The sequence below is a fragment of the Paludibaculum fermentans genome (assembly GCF_015277775.1).
Lineage (GTDB): Bacteria > Acidobacteriota > Terriglobia > Bryobacterales > Bryobacteraceae > Paludibaculum > Paludibaculum fermentans.
In genome coordinates this window covers 5,226,743-5,246,741 of record NZ_CP063849.1, presented here as the reverse complement: position 1 = coordinate 5,246,741, position 19,999 = coordinate 5,226,743, and the positions used below count along the sequence as shown (strand labels likewise).

The window sequence follows — 19,999 nt, the reverse complement described above, 5'->3', positions numbered from 1 at the left end:
TTGCAGGCCCTCTGAGTGCCCGGTGCTATATTCAAAGGGTGAAGACGATCAGTGCAACATCACGCGCTGCAAAGAACGGAATGCCGGCGGATCTGAACACGCCGGAGGCCGTCGAGCACTTCCGCAAAGCGGCACGAGCCTTCACACAATCAGCCACTGTCTCCCGGGAGGCTGCTCTTGCGGTTCTCGTCAAGGAAGGCATCGCCACCAAGTCGGGGAAACTGACCAAGCGCTACCGGTAGTCCTCGAGTGCACCGCCTCGCCTCCTCTTTCGTCCTGGGTTACCACGGCTGTGACCGCCAGGTTGGAGAGCGTCTCCTGAAGGGTGCTCCGTTCAAGCCAAGCAACAACGAGTACGACTGGCTCGGCCCCGGCGTCTATTTCTGGGAGGCCAACCCACGGCGCGGTCTTGAGTTTGCTCGAGAAGCCTCGAAGCGAACGCCATCTTCCATAAGGGAGCCTTTCGTGGTGGGTGCCGTTATCGAGTTAGGCCTATGTCTGGACCTCACCACCTCGAGTGGGGTGGGTTGGATGCGCATCGCATACGAAAGTCTCGCGGAGGTTAGCTTGGCCGCTGGAGTGCCGCTGTCCACAAACAGTTCCGACCAACTGCGCCGCAACCTCGACTGCGCTGTCGTCAGAATGCTGCACTCGATTCTTGCAGACCGCCGACTCTCGGCACCGGACACGATCAAAGGCGTCTTCACCGAGGGAGCCCCAGCCTACCCCGGCGCCGGTTTCCTGGAGAAGACCCACATCCAGATCGCTGTCTGCAATCCTGACTGCATCAAGGGCGTCTTCCGGGTGCCAGACGATCAATTCCGTCGCTGATCGCCGTCTTGCCGTAATTCCAGCCAAAGTCCGCAACCCACCTCAGGTCCGAGAAAGACGCTCTGGCCTTTCTCCCAACGCAGCACTCGTGTCTTCCATCCGCCGCGTTCCAGCACAGCCTGCGCCGCCGCCAGGCTCCGCACCCGCACCGTGGCCCCGGCAATCCGCCGGCCCGGCACCACTTGCCGCTTCCCCGGCAGCAGCACGACTTCCCCCTCCCCCAGTCGCGCCACCTCCGCCATCGCGCACTCCGGAGTACAAGCCACTCGCTTCTCGATGGGGATCCCAAGCCTGCGGAGCAGCCCGCGTTCCGGCGAAAGATCGTCCGCGGCCAACCACACCCCAATCAACGATTCCGCCGTGTTCGGGTGCAGGAAATGCTCGGGGCGGTCCGTCGGAGAGGCGTTGCGGCGCGCAAAGAACACATGGTGCAGCCCGTCGCCAACCGGGAACCCGAGCAGCCCGCCATCCCGTTCGAAGCTCCTCTTCCCCTTCTCGAGAGCCGCCACAACCTGGTCCTGGTCAGTCGCGAAAAATCCAATGTAGGCCGGCCCATCCCCATGCGCGAGAAATGCCCGGTATTCCGACGTCAGCGCGTCGCGAGCATCCGGCGCCGTGATCAGCTCGATCTCCGTTCCATCCGGGAATTTCGCGTGTTGGTTCAGGATCCCGTTGGAATGGGCTCGCCCCTCTTTCCACACGAAGCCCAGCGAACGGAACCGCTCGGCAGCCCTGGCGAGGTCCTGGACCGCCAAAGGGATGTGATCGAGCCCGGTGATCAGGGGCTTGGACGGCTCGCCGTCGGCTGGCTGCGGCAGGCCCGGCATTCCTGGGGTCGCCAACCACACAATCAGCAGGGAGAGGGCGAGCTTGCGCACTCTCAAATTCTACGATCCGCCAGTTGGCGCGGCGACAGTCCGGGCAGCGGGCTTTGGGATTGAACTTAGAGTGGGGTCAGGCCGCCGGGTCCCGCAGCAAATCCAGAAACACCTGCGCCGCCCGCGGAAACGTCTTCCGCCGCCGGTGAATGATCCCCAACGGCCGGTTCAGCGTACAGTCCAGCGGCACCGTGCTCAGCCGCCCCTCCGCCACTTCTTCCCGCAACATCGGCGACGGCAGGATCGACACCGCATGGCCCAGGCGCAACGCTTCTTTCATGCTCTGGATGTTGTCGAACCGCATGACCACATGCACTCGCACCCCGCGCTCCCGCAGGAACCGGTCAATGTCCTTGCTGATCGGCAGGTCCTCGTCGAAGCCAATGAACTCGGTGTTCTCCAGGTCGCTCGGATGGACTTTGCTCGCCTGCGCCAGCGGATGATCCGGAGCGCACGTCACCACCATCGGCTCTTCCCGCCACGGCAGCGCAATCACGTCGCGCGTCGCCTCGGGGTAACTCAACAGCCCCAGGTCCACCCGCTCGTCCAGCACGGCTTGATACACCTTCTCCGGCCGCAGGTAGCTGACCTCCAGCTGCGCCGCCGGCAGACGCCGGTAGAACTCCTCTTCCAGCCGCGACATGTCGCTGATCCCCACCGAGTAGATCGCCGCCACCCGCACCGTGCCGCCTGCTCCGCCCTTCAACTCTTCCAGTGTCACCAGGAAGTCCTGGTTGCGCCGCAATACGTCCCTCGCGAAGTCGTACAGCAATCGGCCCGGCGGCAAAACCTCTAGAGGACGCCTCGACCGGTCCAGCAGCATCGTGCCCAGACACCGCTCCAATTCCTGCACCGTTTGGCTCGCAGCCGACTGCGTCACGCCATTCTGCAGCGCTCCGCGGCTGATGCTCCGCGTCTGCACTATGTCTTTGAAAAGTTGGAGTTGCGTCAGATCCACTCGCGTCATCCTACCATAAGTAGTCCTGATAACGCAATAGTCATATTTTAATTTTGACTGATACAGCGGTAAGGCTTATACTGAGAAAACTTCCCCGAAGAAGCAGGATCACGCCACCATGCAGCCCGAAGACTATCAACCCACCGGATTACCGGCGCCCGCCGGCCTCTATGATCCCAGGAACGAGCACGACGCCTGCGGTATCGGCTTCGTAGTCAATATTAAAGGTGTTAAGTCCCACGACATCATCCTCAAAGGTATTCAGATCTTATTGAATCTGACCCACCGTGGCGCATGTGGTTGCGATCCGGATACCGGCGACGGCGCGGGCCTCATCATTCAGATCCCGCATGAATTCTTCCTCAAGGAGTGCGCCGGCCTCGGCTTCACTCTGCCCGCGCCGGGGGAGTATGGCGCAGGTCTCGTCTTCCTGCCTGTCGAGCCGCAACAGCGTCTCCTCGTCGAAGGAATCATCGAACGCATTGTCCGAGAAGAGGGCCTCGAATTCCTCGGCTGGCGTGATACGCCCATCGATATCGAAGCCATCGGCCGCGTCGCGCGCGCCTCTCAGCCCTACATCGAACAGATCTTCATCCGCCGCGCCGTCGGCATGGATCAGGACGAACTCGAACGCAAACTGTACGTCGTCCGCAAGCGCATTGAGAAGGAGATCGCCGAGTCAGAGGACGTCCGCGACAAGGGCTTCTTCAGCATCCCGTCGCTCTCGTCCCGCACGATCGTCTACAAGGGACTGCTGCTCGCGCCGCAGATCTCCCGCTTCTACAGCGATCTCTCCGACCCCACCTGCATGAGCGCGCTCTGCATGGTGCACCAGCGCTTCTCCACCAACACGTTCCCCACCTGGCAGCTCGCCCACCCGTTCCGCTACATCTGCCACAACGGTGAGATCAACACCGTGCGCGGCAACGCCGCCTGGATGGCCGCCCGCCAGCCGATTCTCGAATCGCCGCTCTTCGGGCCCGACATCAAGAAACTGCTGCCCGTGGTTCAGCCCGGCGGATCGGATTCCGCCACGCTCGACAATGTCATTGAGCTGCTCACCCTGGCCGGCCGCTCTCTGCCGCACGTCATGGCCATGCTCATCCCGGAAGCCTGGGACGCCGACAAGACCATGAACCCCGAGAAGCGCGCGTTCTACGAATACCACGCGTCGCTCATGGAGCCTTGGGACGGCCCCGCCGCGGTTGCGTTCACCGATGGCCGCGTCATCGGCGCCACCCTCGACCGCAACGGCCTCCGCCCCGCCCGCTACATGGTCACCAAGGACGGCCTGCTCATCATGTCCTCCGAGACCGGCGTCCTGCCGGTCAAGCCGGAAGACGTCGAGTATAAGGGCCGCCTGCAGCCTGGCAGGATGCTGTTCGTCGACACCACCCAGGGCCGCATCGTCCCCGACGAAGAGATCAAACGCACCCTGTGGGAACGCCAGCCCTACGGCAAGTGGATCGAGGATCAGCAGATCCGCCTCGACAGCCTGCCCGCCCCGGCTCGCGTGCATGAGTCCGACCACGACACTGTCCTCATGCGCCAGCGCGCCTTCGGCTACACCGAAGAGGACCTCAGCAAGATCCTCATCCCCATGGCCGAACAGGGCCAGGAGCCCGTGGGCTCCATGGGCACCGATACGCCGCTCGCCTGTCTTTCCGACAAGCCGCAGCCCCTGTTCCACTACTTCAAACAGCTCTTCGCCCAGGTCACCAATCCGCCCATCGACCCTATTCGCGAAGAACTGGTCATGTCGCTCACGTCCTACATCGGCACGGAGCGCAACATCCTGGCCGAGACGGCGCAGCATGCCCACACCCTGCGCCTCGACCACCCCATTCTCACGAACTACGACCTCGAGAAGCTCCGCCGTGTGAGCTGGGGCGAATTCCTGGCCACCACGTTGCCCATGCTCTACCGCGTGGAAGGCGGCGGCAAGGAACTCGAGCGCGCCCTCAGCGGCCTCTGCCGCCGCGCCTCCCTCGCGATCAAGAACGGCTACACCGTGCTGATCCTGTCGGACCGCGGTGTGGATGAGGAACTCGCGCCCATCCCCTCGCTGCTCGCGCTCAGCGCCGTCCACAACCACCTCGTCCGCGAAGGCACCCGCACCCAGGTCTGCCTCATCATCGAGTCCGGCGAGCCGCGCGAGACCATGCACTTCGCCCTGCTCATCGGCTACGGTGCTTCGGCCATCAACCCTTACCTCGCCATCGAGACCCTCGAGAACCTCGACAAGCGCGGCTACCTGCCGCCCGGCGTCACCTTCGAGAAGGCCCTCAAGAACTACAAGAAGGCCATCAATAAGGGATTGCTCAAGATCTTCTCCAAGATGGGCATCTCCACCTTGCAGAGCTACCGCGGCGCCCAGGTCTTTGAAGCTGTGGGTCTCAGCAAGTCGCTCATCGACAAGTACTTCACCGGGACCTCTTCCCGCATTGAAGGCATCGGCCTCGACGTCATTTCGGAAGAGGCGAGCCGCAAGCACAAGTTTGCGTTCACCCCGCTCTCCGACTCGGAGACGGAACTGGATGTCGGCGGCGCCTATCACGTGCGCACCCGGGGCGAGTACCACCTCATCAACTCACTCACGGTTTCCAAGCTCCAGCACGCCGTCAACAACAACAGCTACGCCAACTACCAGGAGTACGCTGAGCACATCAACGGCCAGAACAAGCAACTGGCCACCCTGCGCGGCTTGATGGAGTTCAAGTGGGCGGCCCAGCCCCTCCCCATCGATGCCGTCGAGCCGGCCAAGGAGATCGTCAAACGCTTCGCCTCCGGCGCCATGAGCTATGGCTCCATCTCCCGCGAGGCCCACGAAACACTCGCCATCGCCATGAACCGCATGGGCGGCAAGTCCAACACCGGCGAAGGCGGCGAAGACGAAGCCCGCTTCGAGCACGATGCCAACGGCGACTGGCGCCGCTCCGCCATCAAACAGGTGGCCTCCGGCCGCTTCGGCGTCACGGCCAACTACTTGGTCAACGCCGACGAGCTCCAGATCAAGATCGCCCAGGGCGCTAAGCCCGGCGAAGGCGGCCAGTTGCCCGGCCACAAGGTGGACGAGGTCATCGCCCGAGTCCGCCACTCCACCCCCGGTGTCGGCCTCATCTCGCCGCCGCCGCACCACGACATCTACTCCATTGAGGATCTGGCGCAGCTCATCTACGACCTCAAGAACGTCAATCCGGAAGCCCGCATCTCGGTGAAACTCGTCGCCGAAGTCGGGGTCGGCACCGTCGCCGCCGGCGTCTCCAAGGCGCACGCCGACGTTGTCCTCATCTCCGGCGACACGGGCGGCACCGGCGCCAGCCCGCTGACGTCCATCAAACACGCCGGCGCCCCCTGGGAACTCGGCCTCGCCGAAACCCAGCAGGTGCTGGTCATGAACGACCTGCGCTCCCGCATCCGCGTGCAGACCGACGGCAAGCTCCAGACGGGCCGCGATGTCGCCATCGCCGCCCTTCTGGGCGCCGAGGAGTTCGGCTTCTCCACCATGCCGCTCATCGCCATGGGCTGCATCATGATGCGCAAGTGCCACCTCAACACCTGCCCCGTGGGCATCGCCACCCAGGACCCCAAACTGCGTGCGAAGTTCACCGGCACGCCCGAGGCGGTCATCAACTTCTTCTTCTTCATCGCTGAAGAGATGCGCCAGATCATGGCCCGCCTCGGCTTCCGCACCGTCGACGAGATGGTCGGCCGCGTCGACCGTCTGGAAATGCGCCAGGCGCTCGACCACTGGAAGGCCAAGGGCATCGACCTTTCCTCGATCTTCTATAACCCGCCGGCCCCCAGCCGTGTGGCCCGCCGCTGCACCACCAAGCAGGACCACGGCATCGAGGAGGCTCTCGACTACAAGCTCATTGAGCATGCCGTCGACGCTATCGACCACGGCACCCCCGTCGAGTTCAAGCTGCCGGTCAAGAATGTCCATCGCACCGTCGGCGCCATGCTCTCCGGAGCCATCGCCAAGAAGTACGGCTCCGCCGGACTTCCTGACGACACCATCAAGTTCAACTTCACCGGCTCGGCCGGTCAGAGTTTCGGCGCCTTCCTTGCGAACGGCGTGACCCTCACCCTGGAAGGCGACGCCAACGACTATGTCGGCAAAGGCCTGTCCGGCGGCCGCATCGTGGTCTACCCACCGCGCAATTCCACCTTCATTCCCGAGGACAACATCCTCATCGGCAACGTGGTGCTCTACGGCGCCACCACCGGCGAGGCCTTCTTCAACGGCATGGCCGGCGAACGCTTCGCGGTCCGCAACTCCGGCGCCACCGCCGTTGTCGAAGGTGTCGGCGACCACGGTTGCGAATACATGACCAAGGGGCTCGTCGTCGTGCTCGGCAAAACGGGCAAAAACTTCGCGGCGGGCATGTCGGGCGGCATCGCTTACGTGCTGGATATGAATGGCGAGTTCCGCTCGCGCCTCTGCAACACGACGAGCGTCGACCTCGATCCCATGACCGAGTCGCACGATGTCGACATGGTGCGCCATCTCGTCGAAAAGCACCACCAGCTCACCGGCTCCCCGCGGGCCAAGTGGATCCTCGAGAACTGGTATGCCATGCTGCCCAAGTTCGTCAAGGTCTTCCCCCACGAATACAAGCGCGTCATGGGCGCGCCGCGCACCGCGGATATGCCGAAGGTCACGCTCCGGCGTCCCGTCGACGCCAACCCCTCGGAGGTGGCCCGTGCGTAAGACAGTGTTCCCCGATCGAAACTACTGCCTGGAGGCGTCCCATGGGTAAAGTGACCGGATTTTTGGAATTCCAGCGCGAGACGATCGGCCGCCGGCCCGTCGCTGAGCGCCTGAACGACTGGTTCGAGGTCTATCAGCCTCTGCCGGAAGATAAGACGAAGCTCCAGGGCGCCCGCTGCATGGACTGCGGCGTGCCGTTTTGCCACACCGGCTGCCCGCTCACCAACCTGATCCCCGATTGGAACGATCTCGCCTACCGGGGCCGCTGGAAGGAAGCCATTCGTGCGCTGCATTCCACGAACAACTTCCCCGAATTCACCTCCCGCATCTGCCCTGCGCCTTGTGAATCCGCCTGCGTGCTTGGCATCAATGAGCCGCCGGTGGCCATCAAGACCATCGAGCGGGCGATCATCGATCACGCTTGGAACGAAGGTTGGATCAAGCCCGAAACCCCGACCGAGCGCACAGGCAAACGCGTCGCCGTCGTCGGTTCCGGTCCCGCCGGACTAGCCGCCGCGCAGCAACTGGCGCGTGCCGGCCACCTGGTCACCGTCTTTGAAAAGGCCGACCGCATCGGCGGCCTGCTCCGTTATGGAATCCCCGATTTCAAGATGGAGAAGCACCACATCGACCGCCGGATGGAGCAGATGAAGGCGGAGGGTGTGACGTTCAAGACCAACGCCCACATTGGAGTGGACATCAGCGTCAAGGATCTCCGCAAGGAGTTCCATGCCGTCCTGCTCGCCGGCGGCGCGGAAGCCCCACGCGACCTGAAAGTGCCCGGCCGCCAGTTGAAGGGCGTCCACTTCGCCATGGAGTACCTGCCCCTCAACAACAAGCGGAACGCCGGTGACAGCGTGCCGGACGAGCAGTGGATCTCGGCCGAAGGCAAGAATGTCATCATCATCGGCGGCGGCGACACCGGCGCCGACTGCCTGGGCACCTCCCACCGTCACAAGGCCAAGTCCATCCGCCAGTTCGAGATCATGCCCATGCCGCCCGCCGAACGCTCCGGTTCGACACCCTGGCCGTTGTGGCCGCTCATGCTGCGCGAAGAGTCGTCCCACGAAGAGGGTGGACAGCGCCACTGGGCCATCCTGACCACCGAGTTCCTGGGCGACGAGAACGGCAACGTGCGGGCGCTCAAAGCCGTGAAGGTCGGGCCGGCCCCGAAGTTCGAACCGATCCCCGGCTCCGAAGAGGAGTTCGCGGCCGAACTCGTCCTGCTGGCCATGGGGTTTGTCGGACCGGTCAAGAATGGCCTGATCGAGCAACTGGGCGTCGAACTGGACAACCGGGGCAACGTGAAGGCCGACGAAAACTACATGACCTCCGTGCCGGGCGTCTTCACCGCCGGCGATATGCGCCGCGGCCAGTCGCTGGTGGTTTGGGCCATGGCCGAGGGCCGCAAAGCGGCCGAAGGCATCAGTCAGTACCTGCAAGAGTAGAGCAAGATCGCCACTACAAGAGTAGAGGAAGATCGCCACTAAAGGAAAAGCCCCTGAGCCGCGAGGCCAGGGGCTTTTCTGTTGAAGGTATTGGGGTTATTAGCGCGACATGGTCGCGAAGGCGATGCCTGCGCCGGCTCCGCCGCCCACGACCGCCACGATCAGGGCGACCTTGGCTCCATGGCTCATGCCGGTTCCGGAGCCGCTTCCGCTCCCGCTCCCGCTGCCGCCTGTGCCGCCGGCGGGCTTCTTCTCGGGTTTGCCGTCGCTGCCGGAGGTGGGCCGGGCGCCCCCGCTCTGGCCGGGTTCTTCCAGCCGGTTCAGGCTGGCGACTTCCAGGATCTGGCTGTCGCGATTCGGCGTGGACGTTGCTTTTCCTGTGACTTCGATCGCGTGGCCGATTTCGTTCTTTAGATTACTGCCTCGCAGTTCGACGTCGAGGTTGGTGACCTGATCCTTCAGGAGGAACTTTCCGCTCTCCTGGCGCAACGTGCCGGTCATGGTTGACGTAGAGTTGCTGCCGCTGCCGGGGGTGAGTTCCAGCGCGGTGCCGGGTTTGACGCTGGCGAGCATCACGCCCTCCATCGAACGAACACTCACGGTTCCGTTCACGGCGGTCACATTCACCACTCCGCCCTTCAATGCCACTTGCGCCTGGGCTCCGGTGACGATCAAGCCATTGGTTTGCAGGCGGTATGACGGGGAAGCAACGAGGCTTGAGCCCCTCTGCAGTACCAGATGGTCGGCGAAGACCTGAGCTTCGCTGTTCGCGGCTAACGTGGCGCGGCTGCCATTGCTCAACTGAATGCGGCTGGGGTCCGCATTCGTTTTCAGGCTCGATCCCTCCACCAAATTGGCATTGCCGGTCACCGCGGAGCGGTCGACCTGCATCTGTCCATTCGACACAGCCATGCCGATGACATTGCTGCCAGCCTGCGCCGTAAGCAGGAAAGTCATTGAAAGCACGGCGAATAGGATGAACTTCTTGTTGTATCTCGTCACTTCACTCCAGCCCTTCGTTGCTAGATTCAACCGCGACCGAATCCCCCACACCAGACTACTGAAAACACGCGGGGCTTGCAAGGAGAAACTGCCGCATAAATATCTTCCGTCTCAACTAGTTAGGTGCACTTGAAGTGATAGAATCGCGATGAGCTCAGCGCACTGCGTCTTCCGCCGGTTGCCATGGTCGACTCAACTTCAAGTCCCGTTTCTGCTCTTCGGCACATACTGGCTGCTGTCTTAGCGACAGTTTGCATCAGCCTCTGCCTGCTGCCAATTTGGTGGCGAGGGTGGGCCGAATATCTCATGAATAAGGCGCGAACTCCGGCAGAAATGCACGCCGCCGCGGCGGCTGATCCGGGCAACGACCTGTACCGGATCCGGTTGGCACAGAAGCTGGAAGAAGACGGGCAGCCGTCGCTCGACGCCTGGCGCCAGGCTATCGCCGTCAACCCGCGGCGGGACCTTTCGCTCACGCAGGCGGCGATTTCGGCGGAGCTGAGCGGATCGGTCCAGGAGGCGGAGCGGCTGCTGCTGCAAGCCGAACAATTTAATCACCTTTGGCTGCCGCGGTGGTCGCTCGCCAACTTCTATGCGCGGCACAACCGGCAGGGCGAGACATTCCGGTGGGCGCAGGCAGCGATGCTGCGGTCGTATGCGGATCCGGGCGCGCTGTTCCTGCTTTGCCGTCATGCCGGCGCTACAGATGAGGAGCTGCTGAAGTCGATCATTCCCGGTACCCCTAAAGCCTTGGGCGCGTTTGTGTACTTTCTGGTGCGCCAGATGGAGCCGGATTCCCTGGAACTGGCGGCGGCGGCTTACCTGCGGTCGGCGCAGGCCTCCGGGACGCGGCCGATAGAGCAGGTGGAGACGGTGGCGGCGGCGGTGACGGCGCTGATTGGTTCCGGCCGGCCGGAACCGGCCTGGCGCTTGTGGAAGTCGCTGGAGGCCGCGCAATTGCTGCCGAACGCGGCGGAACCGCTGGTCAACCCGGAACTGCAGTTGCCAGTGCGTCCGGCGGGGTTCGACTGGCAGATTCCGGCGGTGACGGGCGTGGAGACGCTGCGTGGTGTGCCGGAGCACGGGATCAAGTTCACCTTCTCGGGGACCCAGCCGGAGACGGCGGAGCTGCTGGCGCAGGATCTCTACCTGCGGGGCGCTGATGAGTGGACCCTGACGTTTGAGTATGAGACACGCGGCTTCTCGCAGCCGAAGGCCGGGGTCCAGTGGCGGCTGGCCGATGCCGTGCAGGAGCTGCCGCTGAGCGAGGAGTGGCGGGCGGCGACAGCCGTCTTCGCTGTGCCGCCGGGGCTGTGCCGGCTGTCGCTGGAGATTGTGCGGGTGAACGGGCAACCGCGGGTGGAAGGCGAGTTGCGGCTGCGCGGTTTGCGGCTGCGAGCCGGGGGCGCCTGGTGATCACGAAGACGACCCGGATGACCGGCTGGCTGTTGGCCGCGCTGTTGGCGTTTGGAATCCTGACGCTTTGGGTGCGCGAGCGCTGGGCGGTGGCGCTGTTCCAGGGCGGGGTGCTGCTGCTGTCGCTGGCCTGGTTCTGGATGAACGCCTGGCTGAAGAGCCCGCTGCGGTGGGACAAGGTGCTGATCCCGCTGGCGTTGCCTCCGGTCTTCGGGGCTGTGCAACTGTCGGCCGGGCTGACCGTGCTGCCGTGGTTCACGGTGGAGTCCACGGTCGAGTGGACGGTGGTCTTCTTTGCGGTGTTCCTCCTGGTGCAGGCCCTGCCGGATCCCGAGTTCCAATCGCGGTTGAGGACCGCACTGCTGGGCTTCGCGACCCTGATTGCCGTGGTGGCCGTGATGCAGGTCTTCACCAGCCAGGGCAAGGCTTTCTGGGTGTTCGACACGGGGTATGACTCCGATGTCCTGGGGCCGTTTGTCTATCGAAACAAGTACGCACAGTTTGTCGAGGTGGTGTTCCCGCTGGCGCTGTGGCGGGCCTTGGTGGACCGGCGGCGGGCGCCGTTGTACCTGACCTTGGGGGCGGTGATGGCGGCGGGGGTGGTGGCGGGGGCGTCGCGGTCCGGCGCGTCCTTCTTACTGGCGGAGATTGCACTGGTGCTGCTGGCGGGGTGGCTGCGGAAGGCGATCTCGGGGCGAGGTGCGCTGCTGGTAGCCGGGCAGGCGGGTGTCCTGGTGGTGGTTTGGGGGTTCCTGGCCGGCTGGGACTTCTTCTGGCAGCGGCTGACCGGGCTGGACCCGGTGCAGGACTTCCGGTGGCAGATCATGCGTTCGACCCTGGAGATGATCCAGCAGCGGCCCTGGACCGGCTTCGGCCTGGGCACCTGGCCGATGGTGTACCCGCAGTTCGCCACCTTCGATATCGGGGTGGTGGTGAACCAGGCGCACTGTGACTGGCTGCAGTGGGCGGCGGAAGGGGGGCTCCCGTTCCTGCTGGCGGTGGCGGCCGCTTTCGTTGTGCTCGCCCGGCGGCTCGTGGTCTCGGTGTGGGGGATCGGGTTCCTGGTGGTGGGCGTGCATGCGGCCCTGGACTATCCCTTCCATCAGTTACCCGCATTTCATACTTTTTTGTGGTGTTGCGCCGTGCTGGCGGCGGCCGGCGTCCGGGATGGAAAGGACCCGCTGCCCTGAGGTGGCTTTGATCCCTCACAGAGAGAGAATTGCCCTTGTTCCCCTCAATGGCTTTGATCCCTCCTACAGAGAGAATTGCCCTCATCCCCTCCCCCAATGGCTTTGATCCCTCGTAGAGAGAGGATTGACTCGCTCCACCGCCGCAATGGGTTTGTTCCCTCAAAAAACGGCACACGATCCCATTCGCGGCCGCCGGCGCGGCACCCGAGTTGATGCCGGATGATGGCCAGTCTTCGCCGACACGATACACCACGATTTGCCGCCTATCGGTTCTGATTCTCCTAAATACTTGATTCTACGGAGTAAATAAATCGCGAAAGGCGGGGAGACCCGCCGGAGATCGTTCCGGAATTGATTCGCCTTCTCTTTTTTTGAGGTCATGCGTACTTTCTTGACGATAAATGCGCCGCGCGCGCACTCTATAGGTATGAAGCGGATCCCGCTCGTTGCATGTCTGGCTGTGATTCTTTCGGCTGGCTCCGTTGTGAGCGCGCAGCAGCCGCGTCCCGGTTCGTCGCAGAGTCCGATGACCGATGCGGGCCTGGCCAACCTACCCGGACAAAAGATCGGGCCTAACGACCTGCTGGCGATTTCCGTGTATGACGCTCCGGAGCTGACCCGCACGGTGCGTGTCGGGGCCGAAGGCTACATCCGGCTCCCGATGGTGTCTGACCGGATTCAGGCGCAGGGCCTGATGCCCTCGGCCTTGGAGAATGCGATTGCGGAAATCCTCGTAAAGGAAGGATTGTTGGTGAAGCCGGTGGTGATGGTGACGGTGGCCGAGTATTCGAGCCGTCCCGTTTCGGTGGTGGGCGCGGTCAAGAAGCCGACTACGTTCCAGTCCGTGGGGCGTGTGACTTTGCTCGACGCGATTTCCCGGGCGGAGGGGCTTTCGGAACTGGCCGGACCCGAGATCCTGGTATCGTCGTCGACCGGCGAACCGGGCGAAGAGAAGCAGTTGACGCAGAGATTTCTTGTCCGAGACCTGATCGACAATGCGAAGCCGGAGATGAACCTGGTGCTGCATGGCGGCGAGGAGATCCGGGTGCCGGAGGCACGGAAGATCTTTGTCACCGGCAATGTGAAGAAGCCGGGGGCCTTCCCTGTCAAGGAGGACAACCAGATGACGGTGCTGAAGGCGCTGGCGCTTTCGGAAGGACTTTCGCCGTTTCCCCAGAAGTTCGCCTATGTGTACCGGAAGGCGGACAACGAGGGCGGCAAGGCCGAGATCCAGGTAGAGCTCTCGAAGATCATGCAGCGCAAGGCCGTGGATTTTGCGCTGGAGCCCGAAGACACGCTGTATATCCCGGAAGACGTAGGCCGTAAGCGATGGGTGGGCACGACCGAAAAGGTGGTCGCGTTCGGCATGGCTACGGCGTCCGGCGTCCTGATTTGGAAGCGGTAACAGGGCAGTACCCAGGAGTTCGAGCCTTTGCGGCGTAGCGCGGCTTGATCCCTGCATGGATTCAAATACAACCCGGTTGGGGATGACAGACTTTGATTGAAGACTCAGGCCCTCCGATCCAATGCCCATCCTGCGGTGGGACCCAGGTGCGTTTGGCGCACATTCGAAAACTGCGGGACTGGTTTGGTGTTGTGATGTTCCAGACTCCGTACCGTTGCCATGAGTGCCGGCACCGGTTTTATCAAGGCGGACCGTCCTCGAGCGGAAAGAGTAGTCCGCGACGGAACGGCGGATTTGCGCGCTGGCGGCGGAAGCAGGGCGAGCGGGTTGGGCGGTTGGTGGTGGTTGCCCTGTTTGTGCTGGCGGCGGTGCTGGTGTTTTTCCAGTTTCTGACGAGGGCTCCGGCGCCGTGACGGGGGTGATGTCGCGGTTGGTGCGTGCGGTGTTGAGGGGGCGGTGTCCGTGGCCTGCTCCTTGAAGACGCCCTGGCAAAGGGTCGCGAGACTGCCGGTGTGGGGCTTCTCGGTGGCTATCCGCTCATTTACATTCGCGGCTCAAAGTGCGACTTCCTCCGTTTTGGCGGACCGCAGGGCCATGGGGACTCACTGACGGTCGCGGCTCAATTGCGGGGCGGCGACGGGGTGGCTCCGGGTTGTGTGGGGCTGGGGCCTTGCGGGGTGGGGGACGTTCCCGCCCTGTCCACCTTCGGGTTGCGTTGGGATTATGGCCTGTTTGCGTTGCAGGACAGGGGATGAACGTCCCCTGGGGTGGGATTCTGACCTGTCGGCGTTGTCGGACAGGGGATGGACGTTCCCTGCCGATTCGGTTGGTGCTGCGGCGGTTTGGGGCTGTTGCGGGTTTTCCTTGGGCTTACCGGAGGGGTTTGCCGATTTCCCAGTGATGGCCGTAGGGGTCTACTATGCGGCCCAGGCGCCAGCCGTGCTGGTTGGCTACGGGCCCGATGATTGCGGCTCCGGCGGCTACCGCCTGGTCAAAGGCCGCATCCGGGTTTTCCACCACCAGCACCATGCGGACCGTGCCTCCGCCCAGGGTCTCCGGACTGTAGTTGAGGTGTTCCGGCGATTCGTCAGCTACCCAGAATTCGGCGCCTTCCACCGCGAGTTGAGCGACTACGGCTCCGGATTCGGCGTCGATGCGGAAGAGCTCGACGGCTCCGAAGGCGGCTTTGTAGAAGTCGACGGCCTGGGCTCCGCGGCGGACCGAGAGCATGGGAGCGATTGAGGTTTTCGGTTGGTTCCCCGATTGAGATTCCGGGTGCATTGGCGTTTCTCCCTGGGTTTCCCTGTTGACGACTGGCGTGTTTGGCGGAGGTTGTGGGTCGGGGTTGGGGGTGGTGGGCTCGTGGTCGTGGCCGTGGTCCCCTATTGTCACAGGATAGCGGGTGGTTGTCGGGGTTGGGTGGCGCCTTGTTGGTTGGTTTGTTGGGTTGCTGGGTTGCTGGTTTGCTGGGGGCTTGGCGTTGCTCCCCCGCTCCTTGCCGTCGCGGCTCTGTACGGGTTGTTCGGTTTTGCGGGGCAGTGGGGGTGAAGCCCCTTGCCGGATCAGTGCTGCCCTGGGACGGGGGGGCTGGGTTGAAGACGGGCAGGTTGTGGGGCGCCTCTCAGATGGGTGGGGTTTTTTTGGTTGGCTATCCGCTTACTTACGTGCGCGGCTCAATGCGAGTGGGCGGCTCAATGCTCGTGGGTGGCTCTGTGCTTGGGCGCGGCTCGGAACGCTTGTGTGGCCCGGAATTCGCGCCTGGGTCGGGGCTGGGGCTCGGACTCGGGCTGTCAGGCCTTTTTCCAGATTGTAAATGAGGATTTGCTGCCTGGCGGCGGGGTGAATTCCGTGGGTCTTGCTTCTCCTGCCGCGGCCATGTGGATCCGGAGGAGAGCGCCCTCGAATTCGTAGATTCCGAGCTGGGTTTTGCCCTTGATGGGGCCGGCTGTGTGGCGGTAGTCGATGGCCTTCGGACTGGCGGAGGGATCGGCTGTGAACTCAAACTGCAGCATGGTCTGGGGGCCGGCGGAGATCGTCGTTTTGCTGCCTTGCGTGACGCGTTTGACGAAGCCGGCCGTGGAGGGGTCCAACTGCTTGCCGTCGACGATGCCGGAGACCATGGTCCATTTGCCGCCGAGCTCCGTGACGGGCTCTCCGGCGGAGGGGCTCGGTTCGGGGACGGGGGTGGCTTCGGCTGGTTGTCTGGCGGATGCGCCTGGTGTGTCTCTCGTGAGGGTTTCCAGGGCGATGCCGCTGCCTGGGGTTGTCGCGAAGGACGTGGGTCGGGTGTTGCCTCGGGTGGCGAGGCAGAGACGCCAGGTGGCTCCAGCGAGTTCGTAGATGGCGAGGTTCGTGTTGCCAGTTTCCGGACCGGCCTCGAAGTGCATGTCGAGATGGGCGGGCGTCTGGGTTTCGTCGAGACGGAGGGTGCCTTCGTAGACGGCTCCCATGCCGGTGCTTTGGAAGCGAGGGCCGGTGACGGTGATGCGCGCCTCGGCGTGGAGGCTTTCGGGCAGGCTCTGGCCGTCGAGTTCGAGGGAGGTGACGAGCCAGGTGCCCTGGAGGTGGTCGAGGTCCTGCGGCATTGGGTGATTTCCAGTGATTGGGTGGGGCTGGATTACTATGCCAGGGTCCGGGCGGTTTTTCAAGGTGGAGGTGGGCGGATGGAGGTGGGCGGAGGCTCGGTTCGAGGGGGCGGCTGTGGTGGTTGTGGCGGTTGGGTGAGGGGAGGTTGTTGGGATGGTTTGGGTTGAGGTTCGGATTGCCGCTGGGTTGGGGCGGGCCCCCGCCTTCGCCTGCGGCTCTGACGGGGGTAAGGCTGGGGGAGCCGTTGTGGTGGTTGGGGCTGGGTGGGCGGAGGCTGTTGGGATGGTTTGGGTTGGGGTTCGGATTGTCGCTGGGTTGGGGCGGGCCCCCGCCTTCGCCTGCGGCTCCGACGGGGGTAAGGCTGGGGGGAGGCTTTTCGGGTTGATGGGGCTGGGTGGGGGAGGCTGTTGGGATCGTTTGGGTTGAGGACGCGTGTGTAGCCCGTCGCTGCGGTACGGGGCGGGTGGACGAGTGTGTTGCGCTTCCGAGATTGGACTTGGCGCCTGGCCGCACGCTGCTGGGATGGTTTGGGTTGGTCTTCGGGCGGTTGCTGGGTTGGGGCGGGCCCCCGCCTTCGCCTGCGGCTCCGACGGGGGTAATGCTGGGGGTGGCGGTTCGGGTTGATGCGGGTTTGTGATGCTGGGTGGTCGACCCAGGGGACGGACCAGGCGAGGAGGCGCGGGGGCGCGGCCCGCGCTATCGATGACTCGCGGGTAGCCCGTCGCTGCGGTGCGGGGTGGGTGGACGCGTGTGTTGCGCTTCCGAGATTGGACTTGGTGCCTGGCCGCACGTTGCTGGGATGGTTTGGGTTGGTCTTCGGGTGGTTGCTGGGTTGGGGCGGGCCCCCGCCGTCGCTGCGGTACGGGGCGGGTGGACGAGTGTGTTGCGCTTCCGAGATTGGACTTGGCGCCTGGCCGCACGCTGCTGGGATGGTTTGGGTTGGTCTTCGGGCGGTTGCTGGGTTGGGGCGGGCCCCCGCCTTCGCCTGCGGCTCCGACGGGGGTAATGCTGGGGGTGGCGGTTCGGGTTGATGCGGGTTTGTGATGCTGGGTGGTCGACCCAGGGGACGGACCAGGCGAGGAGGCGCGGGGGCGCGGCCCGCGCTATCGATGACTCGCGGGTAGCCCGTCGCTGCGGTGCGGGGTGGGTGGACGCGTGTGTTGCGCTTCCGAGATTGGACTTGGTGCCTGGCCGCACGTTGCTGGGATGGTTTGGGTTGGTCTTCGGGTGGTTGCTGGGTTGGGGCGGGCCCCCGCCTTCGCCTGCGGCTCCGACGGGGGTAATGCTGGGGGTGGCGGTTCGGGTTGATGCGGGTTTGTGATGTTGGGTGGTCAACCCAGGGGACGGACCGGGAGAGGAGGCGCGAGGGCGCGGCTTGCTCAATCAATGACGCGCGGGTAGCCCGTCGCTGCGCTCCGGGACTGGTGGTGGACCGGCGACATCGGTAACACAGATCAGCGGCGCAAGAGATCTGATCCGCCTTATCGGTACGGCACGATGAGTGTCGATGCCGTGGAAGGAGACCAGAGCAATGGACCAACGGGTTCAACTATTGCAGGAGTACGACGAAGGCGAGACCGTGACCGCACTGGCGGAAGCCTATGGCGTATCGAGAAAGACGGTCCACAAGTGGATCAAGCGTCGAGAGGAGGAAGGCGTGGCCGGTTTGCAGGACCGCAGCCGGGCGCCTCATACCAGCCCGCAGGAAGTCAGTCAGGAAGTCATAGAGCGCATCCTGGCTGAGCGGCGGAAGTGGAACTGGGGCCCGCGCAAGCTATTGAGGAAGTTGGCCGAGGCGGAGCCGGAGAGGAAGCACTGGCCGGCGCCCAGCACCATCGCCATGATCCTGAAAAGAGCGGGTCTGAGTGTCACACGAAAGCGACGCTTGCGGACGCCGCCCTTCGGGCAGCCCTTTGCGTCCGTGGATGGACCCAATCGGACGTGGTGCGCGGACTTCAAGGGTTGGTTCCGTACAGGTGATGGCGTGCGTTGCGATCCATTGACCATCACGGACGCCCACAGCAGGTACTTGCTGCGCTGCCAAATTACGCCGAAGACGGATGGAAAGCATGCGGCTGCGATCTTCGAGGCGGCGTTTCGAGAGTACGGTCTGCCGGAGGTGATTCGTACGGACAATGGCACGCCGTTTTCGACGCGGGCGCCTGGCGGACTCAGTCGGTTGTCGATGCGCTGGGTTCGGCTGGGCATTCTGCCGGAGCGCACAGCACCGGCCTCACCGCAGGAAAACGGCCGCCACGAGCGCATGCATCGGACGTTGAAACAGGACACGCTGAATCCGCCGGCGGCCAACCCGCGCCAGCAGCAGAAGCGATTTCACGACTTTCAAAGGATCTACAACGAGCAGCGGCCCCATGAAGCCCTGGACTACGATACGCCGGCAAAACACTATCAGCCGTCGTTGCGCCCGATGCCACGTCGGATCCCGGAGGTGGAGTACCCGGCAGGGCTCGTGCTACGACGGATCCAGAATCACGGAGATCTCTACTACAAGGATCAGAGGATTTTCATCAGCGAGATCTTTGCGCGTCAGTTGCTTGGACTGCGGCAGGTTGACGATCGCTATTTCGAAGTGTTCTACGGCATGCTGTTGCTCGGCTGGCTGGACATAGAGCGTAATCGGTTTATGAGGAAGAAGCCGAAGGCGCTGGAGCAACAGGACGACGAATCCGCGGCGGTGCCGGCCGCTGAGTAAGGCCCATGGAAATGACGCACCGTGGAAAGCGAGGAAATCCAAAAACAGGATTCCCTCGCTTCCCACCGCGCTTGGAAATCGCTACGCGATTCCCACATTTCCACAGGCGTACGAATCCGGCTAGAATCGCGAAAGGCGATCAGACAAGCCCCCGCGACGACTGTTACCCATGTCGGTAGACCAGATTGTCACCCATGTCCGCGGCCGTACAGGGGGTGGCGTTGGGCTGGTTGGGGCTCGGGCAGATTCGGGCTTGGGGCTGGATGGGCCCCGGTGGGTTTGGGCAGGGCCTGCGGCGGGTTATTCGGGCGTGGGCCTTGCCGGACGGAACCGGTGGTAGAGGAGCACTGCCCCCATGCCCAGGAGGATGCCGGAACAGTCCTCGAAGAGGTCGATCCACTCGCTGGCGCGGCCGGGGATGGCCCTCTGGGCCAACTCTATGAAGATGCCTACTGCCAGCATCGCGATCGCCGTCGGTAGGACTTGATGCCTGCGGGCGACGATGCCTCCCAGGAGGCCCCAGGCTGTGAAGGCGATGGCGTGGTCGGCGGAGCCCCCCTCACGGATTTGCGAGGCTAGGGGGCCGGGGAGGAGGGAGTAGGCGGTGCCTAGCAGGCCGAGGAAGATCCAAAGGGCCCAGAGGAGACGTCGTTGCTTCGAGGTCATGCTGGGCGTTTCAGCTGGACGTGCCCGGAGGGATGGGCACTTGCTCTTTTGCGGCGCGAGGTGAGCATGGGGCTGATTCCAGTTTGGATGATTTCCGGGCTGGTGTGCTGGGGGGCTTCCGGATTCCTATTTGGGGTTGGGGCCTTACGGTGATTCCCCCGCTCGTTGACACTCGCGGCTCTGTTCGCACTG

General features: G+C 63.8%; 14 protein-coding genes. 8 read left to right on the top strand and 6 right to left on the bottom strand.

Annotated elements, in window-relative coordinates:
• Positions 1-80 precede the first annotated feature (80 nt).
• Together IRI77_RS20565 and IRI77_RS20560 are read left to right on the top strand one after the other, a co-directional pair.
• On the top strand, positions 81-242 hold the full coding sequence (locus IRI77_RS20565) for a hypothetical protein (protein ID WP_194446901.1): 162 nt from the start codon (positions 81-83) through the stop codon (positions 240-242).
• A 7-nt stretch (positions 243-249) separates the two neighbouring features.
• Positions 250-831 (top strand): hypothetical protein, encoded by a 582-nt coding sequence (locus IRI77_RS20560; RefSeq protein ID WP_194446900.1) that lies wholly within the window; start codon positions 250-252, stop codon positions 829-831.
• Here IRI77_RS20560 and IRI77_RS20555 read toward each other — a convergent pair.
• Positions 816-1,709 carry a VOC family protein gene (locus tag IRI77_RS20555; protein ID WP_194446899.1) on the bottom strand — a complete coding sequence of 298 codons (894 nt, stop codon included), beginning with the start codon at positions 1,707-1,709 and terminating at the stop codon, positions 816-818. The two genes, IRI77_RS20560 and IRI77_RS20555, sit on opposite strands and share 16 nt — an antisense overlap.
• A gap of 76 nt (positions 1,710-1,785) precedes the next feature.
• Complete coding sequence (locus IRI77_RS20550; protein ID WP_228486231.1) at positions 1,786-2,667, bottom strand: LysR family transcriptional regulator; 882 nt, start codon at positions 2,665-2,667, stop codon at positions 1,786-1,788.
• A gap of 118 nt (positions 2,668-2,785) precedes the next feature.
• On the opposite strand from IRI77_RS20550, the gene gltB reads away from it, so the two are divergent.
• The gene (gltB, locus tag IRI77_RS20545; RefSeq protein ID WP_194446897.1) at positions 2,786-7,381 is read left to right on the top strand and encodes a glutamate synthase large subunit; all 4,596 of its coding nucleotides are present in this window, start codon (positions 2,786-2,788) and stop codon (positions 7,379-7,381) included.
• Between the two features lie 41 nt (positions 7,382-7,422).
• Entirely contained in the window at positions 7,423-8,829 is a 1,407-nt protein-coding gene (locus IRI77_RS20540) for a glutamate synthase subunit beta (protein ID WP_194446896.1), read from the top strand.
• Positions 8,830-8,928: 99 nt separating this feature from the next.
• Here IRI77_RS20540 and IRI77_RS20535 read toward each other — a convergent pair whose 3' ends face one another.
• Positions 8,929-9,831 carry a FecR family protein gene (locus tag IRI77_RS20535; RefSeq protein ID WP_194446895.1) on the bottom strand — a complete coding sequence of 301 codons (903 nt, stop codon included), beginning with the start codon at positions 9,829-9,831 and terminating at the stop codon, positions 8,929-8,931.
• Positions 9,832-10,137: 306 nt separating this feature from the next.
• Between IRI77_RS20535 and IRI77_RS20530 the strand changes: the two genes are divergently transcribed.
• From IRI77_RS20530 to IRI77_RS20520, 3 genes are all read left to right on the top strand, one after another.
• Positions 10,138-11,247: a hypothetical protein gene (locus IRI77_RS20530; RefSeq protein ID WP_194446894.1), complete on the top strand. Its 1,110-nt coding sequence runs from the start codon at positions 10,138-10,140 to the stop codon at positions 11,245-11,247.
• On the top strand, positions 11,244-12,437 hold the full coding sequence (locus IRI77_RS20525; RefSeq protein WP_194446893.1) for an O-antigen ligase family protein: 1,194 nt from the start codon (positions 11,244-11,246) through the stop codon (positions 12,435-12,437). Before IRI77_RS20530 ends, IRI77_RS20525 begins: the two co-directional genes overlap by 4 nt.
• Before the next feature lie 460 nt (positions 12,438-12,897).
• Positions 12,898-13,842, top strand: a complete 945-nt coding sequence (locus IRI77_RS20520) for a polysaccharide biosynthesis/export family protein (protein ID WP_194446892.1) — start codon at positions 12,898-12,900, stop codon at positions 13,840-13,842.
• Between the two features lie 870 nt (positions 13,843-14,712).
• Here IRI77_RS20520 and IRI77_RS20515 read toward each other — a convergent pair.
• Both IRI77_RS20515 and IRI77_RS20510 read right to left on the bottom strand, forming a co-directional pair.
• Positions 14,713-15,072 (bottom strand): VOC family protein, encoded by a 360-nt coding sequence (locus tag IRI77_RS20515; protein WP_228486230.1) that lies wholly within the window; start codon positions 15,070-15,072, stop codon positions 14,713-14,715.
• Between the two features lie 560 nt (positions 15,073-15,632).
• Complete coding sequence (locus IRI77_RS20510; RefSeq protein ID WP_194446890.1) at positions 15,633-16,427, bottom strand: TIGR03067 domain-containing protein; 795 nt, start codon at positions 16,425-16,427, stop codon at positions 15,633-15,635.
• A gap of 1,532 nt (positions 16,428-17,959) precedes the next feature.
• Here IRI77_RS20510 and IRI77_RS20505 point away from each other — a divergent pair.
• Positions 17,960-19,141, top strand: coding sequence for an IS481 family transposase (locus IRI77_RS20505; RefSeq protein WP_228486229.1), 1,182 nt, complete (start codon positions 17,960-17,962; stop codon positions 19,139-19,141).
• Between the two features lie 300 nt (positions 19,142-19,441).
• Here IRI77_RS20505 and IRI77_RS20500 read toward each other — a convergent pair whose 3' ends face one another.
• Entirely contained in the window at positions 19,442-19,807 is a 366-nt protein-coding gene (locus IRI77_RS20500) for a VanZ family protein (RefSeq protein WP_194446888.1), read from the bottom strand.
• Between the last annotated feature and the right edge of the window lie 192 nt (positions 19,808-19,999).

What these genes read in the sequence shown, in the direction of transcription:
- IRI77_RS20530 (WP_194446894.1), top strand. Translation starts at nt 10,138, where the DNA reads ATGAATAAGGCGCGAACTCCGGCAGAAATGCACGCCGCCGCGGCGGCT.
- IRI77_RS20515 (WP_228486230.1), bottom strand. Translation starts at nt 15,072, where the DNA reads ATGCTCTCGGTCCGCCGCGGAGCCCAGGCCGTCGACTTCTACAAAGCC.
- IRI77_RS20500 (WP_194446888.1), bottom strand. Translation starts at nt 19,807, where the DNA reads ATGACCTCGAAGCAACGACGTCTCCTCTGGGCCCTTTGGATCTTCCTC.
- IRI77_RS20510 (WP_194446890.1), bottom strand. Translation starts at nt 16,427, where the DNA reads ATGCCGCAGGACCTCGACCACCTCCAGGGCACCTGGCTCGTCACCTCC.
- IRI77_RS20505 (WP_228486229.1), top strand. Translation starts at nt 17,960, where the DNA reads ATGGACCAACGGGTTCAACTATTGCAGGAGTACGACGAAGGCGAGACC.
- IRI77_RS20540 (WP_194446896.1), top strand. Translation starts at nt 7,423, where the DNA reads ATGGGTAAAGTGACCGGATTTTTGGAATTCCAGCGCGAGACGATCGGC.
- IRI77_RS20565 (WP_194446901.1), top strand. Translation starts at nt 81, where the DNA reads ATGCCGGCGGATCTGAACACGCCGGAGGCCGTCGAGCACTTCCGCAAA.
- gltB (WP_194446897.1), top strand. Translation starts at nt 2,786, where the DNA reads ATGCAGCCCGAAGACTATCAACCCACCGGATTACCGGCGCCCGCCGGC.